Consider the following 14,917-nt stretch of genomic DNA (forward strand, 5'->3'; position numbering starts at 1 on the left):
GGATTCCGTGCACTTACCAAATTCGGATCGGTGGTTAGCCTTCGACACTTCGTCGAGTTGCAAAGTCAGTCGCGAGGACTGCCTCCTTGAAAGCTTTCACGGCGGAAGTCTGAGCGTCTTGTCGCCAGATCAGATACGTGTCGATTTCGGCGAGCGATATTGATTCAACCGGGGACATTGAACGGTTAAGTTCGAGAACGCTGCGCGGAACTGCCCCTACGCACGATCCCGCGCTAACAGACGCTATGATCGCGTGATATGATTTCACTTCATTAATCTGAAAATGGCGATCGCTTGTTCCATAGCCCGTAAGCCAGTCTTCCGCCACGGAGCGGTAGGCGCAACCACGGGCGAACGCCGCCATGCGTTGAGGTAAAACGTCTTTGGGTTGGTTGACCGGAGGATGACCTGGAGGAAGGATTAACAGAAGCTCCTCGGTGACGATCCTTGTTTTCTCCAGACCGTCTATGTCTGCCCACCATTCGTCCTTTGGAAATGCGACGAATGCACAGTCGATTTCGTACCGCTGCACTGCTTGGGTCAACTGTCGCGTTGGAGCCGTAGTCAAGTCAAACGTCACGGAAGGCCACTTATTCGAAAAGGTCGCGAGTACTGGGGGGAGACGACTGGCAATTGTGCACTCCATTGATCCAACGCGAAGAACGCCAGAAGGAGTGCTCGGATTGACGACATCTTTCGCCTCGTCTGAGAGGTTTAGAATGCGGTTGGCGTAGTTGAGAAATTGCTCACCCGCAGAGGTGAGGACAAATGCTTTCTTCTCTCGGTCAAACAACGGAACGCCTAATTCTTCTTCGAGTTGCTGAAGACGCGTCGTAACGCTCGAAGGATAGCGACCTAGTTGCTGGGCGGCCTTGGTGACGCTAAGTTCGTTCGCAACGGCTCTAAATATGGAAAGAGAAACCAAATCCATCTTCGTCTCCTTTTGAGAATTTAAGCATCTAATATTCTCGAAAAGAGAATTAGTATGGATAAGTTTGCAAGGCTGCCGTGCGTTCGCCGGCAAGCCCCTTGGCGTTCGAGGGGGTGGTTGGCGGCTGCTATTGAGGCAGCCCCCTCAGCAAAGTAGGTATCAGCTCGGACACCGTTGGATGGACGGGGACTGACCACTCGAGATCGGTATAAGTTGTCCGCGCGGTCATGGCGTCCACGAAACCGTGGATGGCCTCGTCGCCTTCGATGCCGAGGATTGCAGCGCCCAGAATTTCCCGGGTATCCGCATCAGCAACGACTTTCATAAAGCCCTTTGTTTCGTCGCGCTCCTTGGCACGGCCCACCCGCGACATTGGTCGCGTTGAGACGGCGACATTACGTCCCGACTTCCTAGCGTCGCGCTCGGTCATTCCAACCCGGCCAAGCGGAGGATCAATGTACAGTGCATAGGCAGGCACGCGACTGGAAAGCCTGCGGTCTTCGACGTCCAGTATGTTGGCCGCCACAATCTCGAAATCGTTGTAGGATGTGTGAGTGAATGCGCCACGCCCATTGCAATCCCCAAGTGCCCAGATGCCAGGAACGTTGGTCTGTAGACGGTCATCGACCTCGATATACCCGCGACTGTCTACCTTCACACCCGCAGCATCAAGCCCGAGATCATCTGTGTTCGGCTTGCGGCCAGTAGCAACTAGGACATGGCTTGCACTATGCACGACGCCATCTGCTTTCACTGATGCGCCGTTGCCGACTGGGTGGAAACCGATCTCCGTAATGCCCGTCCTAATCTCAATGCCTTCGGACACGAGGATATCGCGTATGCCGTCTGAGACATCATCGTCCTCGCGTGGGGCGAGGCGAGGACCCCGTTCCAGGACAGTCACTTCGCTGCCAAACCGCCGATACATCTGGGCGAACTCAAGGCCTATGTAGCTGCCCCCGATAATGACCAGGTGCCTTGGCACTTCTTCAAGATCGATAATCGTCGTGCTTGTCAGGTAGTGGATATCCTGAAGGCCAGGGATATCAGGGACGACAGGACGAGCACCGACGTTGAGAAATATTTGAGGTGCAGCGAGTTCATCACCATTCACCTCAACCGTTGTTGGTCCAGTTAGGCGAGCCTGCCCAGTTATAATAGTTAGGCCGGGGAGGCTGCCAAGCCATTCGGAGAGCCCACTCCTGGAGTCGAGGATCACGTTTCGTGCGCGCCGCCGGACAATGCTCATGTCGACAGTGACGTCAGCTCCTGTTCGAACCCCGAAATCGGCAGCCCGCCGAGCGACATGAGCTGCTCGGGCACTCGCTACCAGCGTCTTGGTCGGCATGCATCCCGCATTGACGCAGGTGCCGCCAAGGAACTTGCGTTCAATCAGGGCTACTTTTAAACCACGCTCGGCCATCCGTGCTGCAAGGAAGGGGCCGGCTTGGCCAGCCCCGACGAAGATCGCATCAAAGGTCGTCATCAGACAGCGCTCACAATAAGGAAGGCACCGATGATGGCGATTGCATCTTCAATGAACGCTGCCGGGTGATCGTTGCCGAGAGCCACTGCCATCTTGCCACGAACGAACGCCCCGCCGTAGGTGCCGATGACCGCCCCAACAATGCCGGCGATCGCGCCTGCGACGAGTGCATCACCCGATGCGCCGATTGCACCCCCAGTGAGCGCACCCATGACAATACGCGTTCCGAATTGAATCGGAACCTTGCGACTGGGTGTCGTTGGTAACTGGTCAGTCACAAGTTCACCGAGCGCCGCGACAGTGAAAATCCATTGCGTCCAATGGTAGCCCATGAACGCCAGGAAGGAGTTGGAGATGTTGAACCAGCCCGCCCAGGCAGCCCACGCAACAGCGGCAGGTGCCGTCATTGCACGGAGACCCGCGATGACGCCGATTAAGAGTGCGAGTGTGATGAGCATTCGGATGTCCTTTCAAATAATCGGCACTAAGCTGCCTAAGAGATGATTGCTTGTTTGACGGCGTCCGCGGTGATGGGAATGTGCCGAAGGCGAGCGCCGCACGCAGAGAAGATCGCATTCGCTATCGCAGGCCCTACAACCGTGGTCGGTGGCTCACCCATCCCGGTCGGGACCTCTGAGCTTTCGACGAATGTGATGTCCAGGGGAGGGACATCAGCGATCCGCAAAGGTGTGTAGGTGTCGAGATTGCGATCAGCTACCTGCCCGTTCGAGAAACGAGTGCCTTCGAATAAGGCGAGGCTCATTCCCCAGAGGGTCGCCCCTTCGGCCTGTGCAAGTGCCCCGCCAGGGTCAACGATCGTCCCCGCATCGATGACGGATGTGATTTTTTTTACGGTGACCGACCCGGACACACGATCTACCGCAACGTGCGCGACGCAGGCGACCCACGTCGGCATTTCTCGCTCCTGACCGAAACTTGTCGCAATCCCCAAACCTTCTCCGGCCGGCAGTGGCTTTCCCCAGCCTGCACGCTCTGCAGCCGTACGGAGCACGTTGGCTTGTCGGAGTGCTCCGCCGATGCTTGCGGGAGCCGTACCAGCATTGCGGCCGTTGCCTGTCAGAAGTCCGAGCCGAAATTTCAGTGGGTCAGTTCCTGTTTCGTATGCAGCCTCGTCCATGAAGCTTTCGAGAGCCCAGTTCGTCCAACCCGGGCCGACGGAACGTAGCCATCCTGGACGAAACGTCTGTTTCGCCAGTTCGCTCGAGATTGCTCTCACCTTTTGAGCTCCGACCTCGTACCAATGGTCCGCTCCATTTATAGAGAATGGATCGAACGGGACGCCGTTCTTTCCCTTGGGCATGAAGAATGGAGCAAGGACCTCGGTTGGCCAACCAGCTGCGGCATGGTGCTCCATTGCAAGGACGCGCTTGTCTGACGAGAATGCCATCTTGAGGGTTTGTACCGCGGGTGATCTGGCAGAATCGAAGCGGCAATCATCCTCTCGCGTAAGGATCATTTTTACAGGGACGCCAAGTGCCTTCGAAGCCAATGCGGCCGGTACAGCATAGTCGCCATTGAGCCTTCTGCCGAAGCCACCGCCGAGCATGTACGACTTGAGAACGATAGATTCCTCTGGCCTGTCGAGTGCTTTTGCCAAAACTGGGAGGATCAGGCTCTGCCATTGGTTTCCGGTGTGTATTTCGAAGACACCGTCCTTTTCGAACGCCAACGCATTGGTGGGCTCAAGCTGAAAGTGCAAGGCGGTTGCGTTCGTGTAGGTCCGCTCGATCTGGTGCGGTGAATCCGCGAATACTGGGTCAGTGTCGGTGTCGCCTGTGTCCAGGATGGAGCCAACTGAGCGTTCCGCGATGAGCTCCGCTGCGTGTTTTTGAAGTGCCTCTTCCGAAACGGAATGAGTTGGCCCCGGATTCCATTCTACGCGAAGGCGATCTGCAGCACGCATTGCGGCGACATAGGTTTCACCGATGGCCATGACCCAGCCTGGGACGGTGCCGGAGCTATCGTTGAGGACAACGTGTCGGATATAGCCTTTGACCTGCCGTGCTTCGGTCTCGTCAACGGAGAGAACAGTCGAGCCGTATCGGGTTGGCGGTAGAACGGGGCGAGCATAGACCATCCCTTCAACCGATGCGTCGATACCGTAGCGAGCTGTGCCATTGATCTTCGGAGGAATGTCCAATGCATCAACTGGACGACCGATGAGTTTGCGCGACTGCGGAGATTTCATAGGCAAGGCCTCGACCTCGTCCGCGCTGAAAGTACGCGTGATACCCCGGGAAACAATCTCACCGTAGCTGATACTTCTATCGCCCGAGACAACACGACCGTTAGCTGCTACGCAGTCCGACGAACTTACTCCAAGGAGTTCAGCGCCCCGGTCTATCAACGCGATGCGTCCTGCAGCGCCGGCCTTGCTGAAGACGGGATAGGTTTGGAAAACTGACCAGCTTCCGCCAGTTACCATCAATCCCCATTTGGCTGCTGTATCAACGTGGGTGATACGGACCCTGTCCCATGGAACCTCGAGTTCGTCGGCAAGTATGCGTGCGAGTGAAGTACCAACGTGTTGGCCCATTTCAGCGCGGATGATGTTAATTTCGACGCCGCCACTCTTATCAATGGCGTACCAGATCGTCGGCTCGAAAGCCTGTTCTGGAACGATCTCGGCGCTTGAGGGGAACGAAGGTGCTGCTTGCAGTTTGGAGGCGAAGCCGAAAGCCGCCAGACTGCTCGATACGCCAATGAGAAATGCGCGCCGAGACATCAACCCTCGGGACGCTCCATCGCCCAGTCTAGCCATGTGCATGAACCTCTCTCGCAATTGCTGCGGCCCGCTTAATTGCCGCCCGGATGCGCGGATAGGTCATGCAGCGGCAGAGATTCCCTTCCATTACGGCGTCGATGATCTCATCGGATGGCTCTGGGAAATCTGTAAGCAAGGCGACCGCCTGCATGATTTGGCCGGACTGACAGTAGCCGCACTGGGGTACTTGCATCTCTTGCCACGCGAGCTGTACGGGATGAGCCGCGTCAGCCGACAAGCCCTCGATGGTTGTGACATGGCCACCTTTCAGGGACTCTATTGGAGTAATACAAGATCGGAGCGGTCGGCCTTCCGCGTGGACGGTACAAACGCCGCACATCCCGATACCGCACCCGAACTTAGTTCCGGTAAGCCCTACGTGGTCGCGTATAAACCAGAGCAGCGGGGTGTCCCCGTCCTCGGTTGTTTCGACGACAGTTCCGTTCACCGTAAACGAAATGGGCTCGCTCTTATTAGTCATTGAATGCAGCCTTTGTGCGGATTTCGGATATGCGCCCCTCGACGTCATTCCATGGGGCGAGGTCCGTTCGGCTTGAGCGGAGATAATTTACGAGCGATGCAATCTCGCGGTCATCGAAGGCCTGACGGAACGCAGGCATCACAAGACCCGGAGCGCCATCTTGCGCGTTTATGCCATCGAGAATGACGTGGATCAGGTTGTCCGGCTTATCGAGAAAAAGGGACGAGTTTAATCCAAGCTCAGGTCGCTGGGCGATCGCGCCCGTCAGGGCATTGAAGTGGCAGGTCGCGCAAGCGGTGACGTAAAGACGTTCACCATTGGATGCCGTATGGACATCAGTCCTCTGGGCATCGACTTCGAGAGCGCGACGTTCAACCGCGTCCGGTTCCGCTTTCTCTTTTCCAATCGACAGAAGCAAGTAGTTGGAGATGGCTTCGATATCGTCGTCAGGAAGAGCAGATAAACCGTGTATGACGGGAGACATTGGACCAGCGGCGCTGCCATGGCTCTTGCTGTAACCAGATCGGAGGTACTGTGTGAGTTCCTGCGGAGTCCAGGACGTTGGTGCGGGGCTTTTTCCGTTGATTGCAGGGGCGGTCCATCCGTCTATGTCAGCTCCATCCATGTGGCGGCTTGCAATTTCGGCTCCGAGAAGATTCCGCGGCGTGTGGCAAGCGCCACAATGCGCGATACCCTCAACCAGGTAGCGTCCTCTCTCCTGAGAAGCGGTAAGCGCCGTTTCGGGTTCTCTTGGTTGCTTTACGAAGAGAAGTTTCCATCCGGCTTGAAGAAATCGAATGTTCAACGGGAACGGCAGCGTGCTCTCGCGGTTTTCGGCAACGAGCGGCGTGCGGGTCATGAAGAACGCATAAAGTGCGTTGATGTCGTCATCGTTCAGGAGGGCGAAGTGGTCATACGGAAACGCAGGGAAAAGGTGTGCTCCATCCTTCCTGACACCTTCGCGCATTGCCCGCGCGAACGCCGCTTGTGACCATTTCCCAATCCCTGTTTCCGGATCGGGAGTGATGTTTGTGGAGTAGATTGTCCCGAACTGTGACTCCAGGCCGCGACCACCAGCAAATGGTCGGGTTGGGTCGCCGTTATGACATTCGCCACAGAATCCGGCGTTCGCCAAAACCTCCCCACGCGCGATTAACTCCGGGGAAAATGACGCTGGTTGAGATGGGGGATCGGTAATGTCTGATCGCCATCCGTAGGCCAAAAACCCCGCACAGCCAATCAAAGCCGCGATGCCCACAATAGCCAGCCACGCTCGTATCGATTTCGCCATCTTCGACAATGCCTATTCGTTTCTCCCCGCGACGATAGGCGTGATTGTCCATGTTCGATTGAACGGCACAGGCAATTATTTTACTTACGGAACCGTTTCGTAAGATGTCACCTGCAGACACTCAACCACATAGGTGATCGGTGGTGGCAACGGCACAGCTCTTCGATTAACTTCTTTGCCACAAAGTAGAGTTGCTGTCGGAACTGACTTGTCAGAATAGTCTGGGAGCGCTGCTTCCATGATCCAGTCGCACTCCATTGTCAGCAGAGAGCTCGCCCTACTTGTCGCCCGCACCAAACCAGACTTCCCAGAAACTTTTGGCTTTCCGCTTCCCGTAGAACAATTCACCCAGTTGCCGGGCCCGCTCCCTATTCGCAAGAGATTCTGAGAAAACGGTCATAGCACCATGAAGCTTTTCTCGTGTGCTCTCCTGAGAGGCTGCGATCATATCCTTGATCTTGGCGTGACCCAGAGCCTCGAAATCGCTGAGGACGACGTTGTTGGACCCCTCGATTGCTGCACACAGGAAGAAACGGATAATGCCGTCCTTCTCATCCTTTCGCAGGTGGTCCCAGGAACGAATTACCTGGCTGACGGTTTTCGGGAAATAACCGACCGCAACCGAGAGAGTCGCCGGGGTCACATCCCTTGTTCCCTCCCTCATTTGTCTATACATATCACCGTGGAAGCTTGGTTCGATGGCTTTCATGAGCAGATCGAAATTGGTTGCTCCGGATGGCGTCAAACGGCCGGCCAATACATCCAACATCATCTGCACGACGACATCGCGAAAGCTAGGGTCGTTAAATTTGAAACTGGCCCCCTCGATCATCTCCGAAAGCATCGTGGCAAGATCATCTCCCGCGACAAGATGCTTACGCCAGTCTGTGACTGGCGTCTCCTGCAGTTGTTGCGCCACATGCTCTCGGACCGCCGTCCATCCGCTACCCCCCAAACTTCTAATGTCTCGCAGAAGCGCAACGGAAAATTCGTGCAATCCAATTTTGGAAATGTCGGATTGGTCTATTCGCTTATCAAATCGTTTCATGACCTCGCTAATCGCCTCACCGAGTAGTTTTTTTAAGAAGTCGTAATTGCCATTAACCGTCTGCAAATTAATTCTTGGGAGCTCACCTTTGGTGAGTCCGAATTTGATGATCTGATTAGTGAGCTGGTTGTCGGGCTGTTTAGCCCCATCAGCAATAAGAATTGAGAACACGGCTGCGGTATTATGGAGTTCTGCCATTTTCTCAAGTTGCTCAGAAGTTACACCCTCCCCTGTCGTCAGAGCATTTGCGAATACTGCAAAGTCCTCGGTTTCGTCTGGAAGCAGACCGTTGCGAGTTTGTTTAGTGGGCGTGGTCAACGCCATCTGTCCAGGAAACTGCATCGCGAGGAACAGCGCGGAGCCTAAGAGTGAATCGGTCGACGATTCCATTGCCTCGGTGAGATGGGTGAAGAATGGTGAGGCGCTGAATATGTTCGCGATGTTTTGGTTCGCACGATTTCGGAAGGGAATCTGCGTGAGTAATTCGGCAGTGAGCTCGATCTGCTGCCTGAACCTTGGGAGATCGCCAATTTCCGGCTGACTAAGCTGCTCCACAAGTTCGGAGAGCATTGAAGTTTTCACCCCTTCGCCAATAAGCTTTGTTCCGGCCATTTCCTCCAATGCTGCCCTCATTTCTGCTGGCCGTTCGAATGCGTATGTAGCGTAAAGTAACTCCTCCCCTGCGAAATCGATCTGTGCTCGACCTAGCCAACCCAAGCGAATACCTTCAGTCTTGGCATGTGCCGCGAAACCAAACAGGAACCTCGGGTCGCTCGAAATTTCGATTTCTCGGAGCTCGTTTGGGAGGATTTGGCTCGCGCGTTCAGACATTAGCTTTTGATATAGCCCACCAAGAAACGCAGCCCAACGTACTCCATCATCTATCTGAAGATTGGGCTTGCCCGCCCGACTCGGCTGGCTTTTGCTCGCAAGCGACCTCACGAGCAAAGGCAATTGTTCGGCTTCCGCAAGCTCTATCACTGAAAGTAGTTTTTCGTAAACTTTAGGGTCCGAACTGAAATTGGGGGAGCGAATTACAGAACTTACGAGGCTCTTTCTGAAATGCGCGTTAGCATCACCCTTATAAACCTTGGAAAGTGCGGCGAAATTCGCGACGACGCTAGCAAGCTCGCTGCTTTTCCCCCACTCCTCAGTATTTTCCTGAATAACCTGATCAACTCGAACATCGAATCCTGCAGAGTTCGATATCTCAATGAGCTTTTCGGCGCTCTGGATCGCAGCGTCTTTAATTCTTTGGTCCAGCATTAGCTGCAGTGCCAAGTCGGGATCGACATTGAAGATCATCGCCGACAGGTTTTGCTCAAGGTCGGCATCGTCGGCAATCTGACGCACACGCGCCTCGATCGATTTCGGATCATTTAAAAGGCCTGGGTTCGCTTCTAAGGCGTCCTGATATGCAATATAAACCGCTACGGTCGGCAGCTTAAATCGACCGCCATGGAGAACGTACATACTTGCCAGTTCGTTGATGAACCCGATGATTTGCCTTGGTGTCGCGCTCCCGTTTTGATTACGGATGATCCGGTCGAAGATCAGATAGACACGGAAGAGTTCATCGCTATCCGAGACCTCGGGCAGAGCCTTGCCCATTCCTGCGATGAAAAATTCGCGGGAGTTTGACATGACCGGCGGTGAGACCTGAAGAATCTCGTCAAACGTTTTAGTAAAAATCTCGCGCGCACCCAAAGGCGATATTGCGGCGTGGGTCTGTACGCCTTCAGGGAACTTTTGTTCCTCGACGAGGTGACGGTGATATGGGACGATAACGGTCACGGACTTCTTGGGGTCCAAATTTCTGACGGCTGGATTGCCGGAAAAGACGGCTCGCACTTGAGCCCAGTATTCGTTGATTTCCTTTCTGGGCAAGCGGTCGATGTTGTCGAGGACAATGACGACCCTCACCATGTCGGACTGTACAATAGAGAGAATTTCCCTAAGAGTCGTTTGGAATTCAAAATCATTAGGGTCGATTTCTCTTATGTATTGCGTGACCCTCTGGTCTTCGACTTGCTTTGACCCGATCAACAAGGTCTGTGAAAGCGCGGCCCGGTATTTATCCTCTAAGCCTGTCCAGAAGCCTCCTCTCGATGGTTTCCAGTCGCACACCATCTTCCGGAGCGCCCATAGGAACGTACCTCCGATGAAAATCGCTAGCATCATGAAGGAGTTGGACGAAAAAAAGTCGGTCTTCTCAGAAAGCGCATCGAACTCGGATTTTGCCCAGAAATAGTACAGAGGCAGAAAAGGCAGGGCCATGATTACCAGGACACCCCACCAATCGAGTATTGATTGATTTGTTGAGCGAACCTCTCGGACCTTGCCCTTTACCTTAGCCTCTACTTCTTCCAGCCTTGAACGATGCTTCGGAAACGTCGCAATCGTCCAATCGAGAAAATGCTCGAGCAGCGATCTCCTGAACGAGGAACCCTGCGATTGCCAAATGTCGAAGGTGAAGAAACGATAATCTCGGTTCTCTTTGGTCTTCCTCTCGGCGAGAATTTTTCGGGCGATCTCGACCACCGTTGACTTTCCGCTACCCCATGGGCCATCGAGACCTATCGCTCGATCGTTACCCGAGAAGTTCGCTATTGCTTTCGATAGCGCTATGGCGGTTCGCTCGTGACCTTTGCCGTTGAAGTGGTCCTCGTTGGAAGGCTCGTCGATGAGAATCGATCTGCGTATTACACTCATGGTTATGAGGGCCCCCATCCTTTAAACAACTGAAGAGTGTAAAGGGATACGTCTGCACGAAGACCGCGGCAATGCTGGCGACACGGTAGGTTTGAGAAATTAACAGCATACATTGGCGGACGCCGGCCTGCTTCACATCAGCATATGGTTCGCTTTTCAATCAAGGATGAAAGGAAAGCCGCTCCTCACCGCTACCGCCAAATTATGTATGTCGCGATAGCGGTACTGTCGTCCTAGTTTCGGTGTCCAATATCGTCCATGTGCGAGCCAATGCCGATATTTGAACGCGCTCTTCAAGCTGGATACATCCCGCGGATCGACGTTTGTATGATCCCTCCACAGATCAAGAATCTGATCCTCCAACTTGACCCTCGTTTGTCGATTTTTGTGTAGCCCCCGGAACGCCCTCGACAGTGGATCGCGTAACCTTTGATCAACACGATTGGCATAATCGATCCTGAATAATGCCTCGATTCCGCTCAACAACGCCAAAGATGATGTCAGCTCGAACTCAGAAAGCCTGTTGTTCAAACGCGAGGTGACCTCCCGCGGGGTCATCATAGCCCACCGGACAACATATCTCGGTCCAGAGGGGTCAAAAAAGTCCTTCAAGGAGTCGGAGACGTCGTTGAAGTGATCGGAATAATCAGAGATTTCAATGTGCTGATTTGAAAAGCTAACGCCACTAGGCATTCACGACTTCCATAAGCATTGCGTGAAAGGATTTTTCAGTGAGCGCGTCAAAAACCACTCTCGGCGGAGGTGTTGCAATTTTCCAGGCGAATTCATCAAAATCGCCTTCATTTTCAACTGAAATACTGCGTCGTCCCTGAGGTGTTTCGTTGACCTTCACCTTAATTAGGTCTTCTGGTCGGCGAACGTCTCTGTGCACAAGAACGAGCCTCGCATCGCCAAAAGGCCCTTTGACGTCGACGCGTCCCCGCCCACCGATGATCAAGGTGCCGATGGGTACCAACTCGACTTTTTGACGACCGATTTCAATAATCATTGTTTGAGCCGAATAGGAACCAAGATACCTCTCGTCGAGCTCTGTTTCCTTATACTTTATCCTGATAGCGCCCCTGCGAACATGGCGACCTAAGTACGCTTCGATTACCTGATATAGGTCGCTAAGCGATTTCTTCCATTGGCTCGGCCGTAGTTGCAATTCTGGAGGGGGCTCAAACGGGCTGTCTTTCTCCAAAACGCGATCCACAAACGCGTCGAACTCTTCATCTATTTCGGGCACTAATACACTCCGATTACGTTCAGCCAGCGGCTGTTATACCTGCACTGGAAATGTTATGCGGCCGGCCTGGCCCCGGCAAGCCCAAGTTGCCTCGGCTATAGACATCCCAAGAGCACTGCCGATTCCTCTGCAAGATTTCGTGTGAGGTCGGCAGCTGGCATGTGTGGCGACAACTTCGCAGCCTGACCAGACCAGAGATTTGTGAAAGCGTCGCTTCCCATTTCCTCTGCAGCGCTTCGCAGAGGAGCGAGAGCTGATCCCGCTGTGGGGAAGGCAGGCGCGAGCTCACTAAGCGGTCCGACCTCGCGCATGATCCGGTTCACAACTCCTCTCGCTGGTCGGCCGGTAAACACATTTGTGAGGGCGGTATTATCATCGGAGGCTGTTTCAAGCGCTTTGCGGTGTACTGCGGGAATTTTCGCTTCCGGACTGAACAGGTAGGCAGTTCCGATCTGTACCGCCGACGCACCCAAGATCAATGCCGCGGCGACGCCTCGGCCATCCCCGATTCCCCCAGCAGCGATGACGGGAACCTTTACCGCGTCAACGATCTGCGGAACGAGCGCCATCGTTCCCACCTGCGTGGACATATCCGATGAGAGAAAATTGCCTCTGTGGCCGCCGGCCTCGAAGCCCATGGCGATGACGGCGTCTACGCCCCTTTCTTCGAGCCAAAGTGCTTCAGACACTGTCGTCGCAGAGGAGATGATTTTCGCCCCCGTATTCCTGACACGCTCGACAAGTTCGGACGGCGGGAGGCCAAAGTGAAAGCTTACCACCGCCGGGCGTAGTTCCTCGACGACCTCACAAAATGCGGTGTCGAAGGGCTTCCTTCCGGTAGTCGGAAGTGGAGCGGAAGGGTCCAGTCCCAGCTCTACGTAATACGGCGCAAGACGTCCTCTCCAACGCATATCCCGAGCAGGATCGGCTTGTGGCATAACGTGCGAAAAGAAGTTTACGTTGATCGGCTTTGATGTCTGACGTCTTACCTGGGAAAGAATATCCCGGAGCTGCTCCGCAGAGTATTGCGCGCTTGGGATCGAGCCAAGCCCGCCTGCATTGGAAACCTCTACCGCCATTTCCGGTGTAGACGCTCCCGCCATGGGAGCTTGTATGACTGGTAGGTCAATTCCAAAGAGGTCAATAATTCTGCGATCTTTCCATTCCATCAGGGAACAGTCCTTTCAGAGATATGCGGATCGGGTCGGCGAAACGGGGCAGGGCGGCTGTCGTCCTTCAACCCCGCAACAAGAGCAGCGGCAACAAGAGCCAAAGCCATCGATGCAAACCAAACGATAGTGTAGTTCCCGGAGACGTCGAAGATGAATCCGCCTGCCCACGCACCCGCCGCGCCGCCTAATGCGTGGCCAGCTGATAGGAGCCCCATGGAGAGACCGAGGGTGTGGACGCCCAGACGGCTCGCAATGTAGCTGGCGGTCACGGGGACTGTCGAATAGTCGAAGATACCAAAGAGCACCGCGAAAATCAGAAGAACGCTGTAGTCGGTTCCAACGTAGGCCAGGAGAATGAATGCCCCGGCGCGGATGGTGTAGATAACGGTCAAAAGGAGAGGGCGGTTATAGCGGTCGGCAAGCCACCCCGCGAGGATCATGCCTCCGAGATTGACGCCCGAGAGAATCCCGTAAGCAGTGGCACTTGGAAGGGGGCCAAATCCGCAATATGCAGCATAAGGCATCAAGTGCGTTTCTATAACGCCGCTGGTCGTGAAACCACAGATCGTGTAGCTCCAGAGAACGATATGGAAGACCGGGCTTTTTACCAGCGTCTTGAGATTTCTGGATAGGCTTGCACCGTGGGTTCCTTCCGCGACATCGTAGTTGTCGAGGGATCGCACCGCAGGCCCCTTGAGCAACAGAACAGCTACTGGGATGAGAACAAGGCAGCCGACGGCCAGCACGACAAACGAGGATCGCCAGTCACCCGCCTGCATCATCGCGGCGACGATTGGCATGAGTAGAAGCTGGCCACCTGTCGATCCGGCTGTACCAATACCCGTTGCAAGGCCACGGTTTGTTTCAAATCTTTGGGCGATAGCTGCCGCGACGACATGTTGAGCGATCGCCCCGAAACCGATGGCTGCCACAACGGCAAACCCAAACGGAAGAAGCCAGTTGGTCGAGCCTGGAGAAGCAAAAACTACCAATGCCAGTCCGACAGCAATGGTGAGTAGTCCAAAAGACAGCAGGAATCTGGGGCCCCGCTTATCGGCCACGCTACCTGCAAAAGGGGCGACGATGGCCATCACAATCATGGCCGCGGCCGCGATCGATGAGACCGTCCCGCGGCTCCATCCAAATTCAGATTGCCATTCGGGCATCGCGAGCGAGAGTGACCCTCTAACTGTGAAGGAGAACGCGAGTGTCACGAAGCCGAGGGCAACAACCATCCATCGCCCACCTGTTGCCCTAGTGTCGCCAGTATATGAAGCTGTGCTCACCGCGGTTCTCCTCGCGTCTCTCTATTTAAAGGTGATCGCGAGGGTCCTCTCAGCGCCTTAGATTTTTAAGAGGGTCTCCGAGAAGTCAGAGAAGGCGCTCTCCACGCGTTTGAAGTATGTGTACTTTCCAATCCGCAAGGGGCGGATAAACCCGGCCGCGGTGAGAATCTTGAGGTGAACAGACGCGGTGGCTGGGGTAATCCCCAGCTTCTCTGCAATGTATAGCCCACAAACGCCCTCTGCTTCGTCCACGGGATGTTCCGGGCCGAAATATGCTGACGGTTTCTTCAGCCATTCGACTATCTGAAGCCTGTTGGCATTCGCCAGAGCGCTGGCCTTCTCAACAATCTCATCCATAATTTAACAATTAGCATATCGACTAATCGATGTCCATCGCTATATTGTGCCTACCTTTATGGAAACTCACGTTTGGGGTCTCCGTCTTGAACGTTTTGGCAAACCATTGAACGGGGACT

General features: G+C 54.6%; 11 protein-coding genes. All 11 read right to left on the reverse strand.

What is annotated here, in order from left to right:
* Window positions 1-34: 34 nt before the first annotated feature.
* Entirely contained in the window at window positions 35-931 is an 897-nt protein-coding gene (locus N7578_RS08100) for a LysR family transcriptional regulator (protein WP_311109763.1), read from the reverse strand.
* A 127-nt stretch (window positions 932-1,058) separates the two neighbouring features.
* Entirely contained in the window at window positions 1,059-2,417 is a 1,359-nt protein-coding gene (locus N7578_RS08105) for an FAD-containing oxidoreductase (protein ID WP_311109764.1), read from the reverse strand.
* Complete coding sequence (locus N7578_RS08110; protein WP_311109765.1) at window positions 2,417-2,875, reverse strand: DUF4126 domain-containing protein; 459 nt, start codon at window positions 2,873-2,875, stop codon at window positions 2,417-2,419. Before N7578_RS08110 ends, N7578_RS08105 begins: the two co-directional genes overlap by 1 nt.
* A gap of 35 nt (window positions 2,876-2,910) precedes the next feature.
* A complete protein-coding gene (locus N7578_RS08115) occupies window positions 2,911-5,163 on the reverse strand; it encodes a molybdopterin cofactor-binding domain-containing protein (protein WP_311109766.1) in 2,253 nt (750 codons plus the stop codon).
* A gap of 28 nt (window positions 5,164-5,191) precedes the next feature.
* The gene (locus tag N7578_RS08120) at window positions 5,192-5,683 is read right to left on the reverse strand and encodes a 2Fe-2S iron-sulfur cluster-binding protein (RefSeq protein WP_311109767.1); all 492 of its coding nucleotides are present in this window, start codon (window positions 5,681-5,683) and stop codon (window positions 5,192-5,194) included.
* Window positions 5,676-6,974 (reverse strand): cytochrome c, encoded by a 1,299-nt coding sequence (locus N7578_RS08125; protein ID WP_311110086.1) that lies wholly within the window; start codon window positions 6,972-6,974, stop codon window positions 5,676-5,678. The genes N7578_RS08120 and N7578_RS08125 overlap by 8 nt, the downstream gene beginning before the upstream one ends.
* A gap of 277 nt (window positions 6,975-7,251) precedes the next feature.
* Window positions 7,252-10,752 carry a P-loop NTPase fold protein gene (locus N7578_RS08130; protein WP_311109768.1) on the reverse strand — a complete coding sequence of 1,167 codons (3,501 nt, stop codon included), beginning with the start codon at window positions 10,750-10,752 and terminating at the stop codon, window positions 7,252-7,254.
* A 667-nt stretch (window positions 10,753-11,419) separates the two neighbouring features.
* Window positions 11,420-11,983 carry a hypothetical protein gene (locus N7578_RS08135; protein WP_311109769.1) on the reverse strand — a complete coding sequence of 188 codons (564 nt, stop codon included), beginning with the start codon at window positions 11,981-11,983 and terminating at the stop codon, window positions 11,420-11,422.
* Window positions 11,984-12,078: 95 nt separating this feature from the next.
* Window positions 12,079-13,152 (reverse strand): NAD(P)H-dependent flavin oxidoreductase, encoded by a 1,074-nt coding sequence (locus N7578_RS08140; RefSeq protein ID WP_422646676.1) that lies wholly within the window; start codon window positions 13,150-13,152, stop codon window positions 12,079-12,081.
* Window positions 13,152-14,390: an MFS transporter gene (locus N7578_RS08145; RefSeq protein WP_311109770.1), complete on the reverse strand. Its 1,239-nt coding sequence runs from the start codon at window positions 14,388-14,390 to the stop codon at window positions 13,152-13,154. The genes N7578_RS08140 and N7578_RS08145 overlap by 1 nt, the downstream gene beginning before the upstream one ends.
* 108 nt (window positions 14,391-14,498) lie before the next feature.
* Window positions 14,499-14,798 (reverse strand): helix-turn-helix transcriptional regulator, encoded by a 300-nt coding sequence (locus N7578_RS08150; RefSeq protein ID WP_311109771.1) that lies wholly within the window; start codon window positions 14,796-14,798, stop codon window positions 14,499-14,501.
* Window positions 14,799-14,917: the final 119 nt, after the last annotated feature.

This window comes from Agrobacterium tumefaciens, from assembly GCF_031801495.1.
GTDB lineage: Bacteria > Pseudomonadota > Alphaproteobacteria > Rhizobiales > Rhizobiaceae > Agrobacterium > Agrobacterium tumefaciens_K.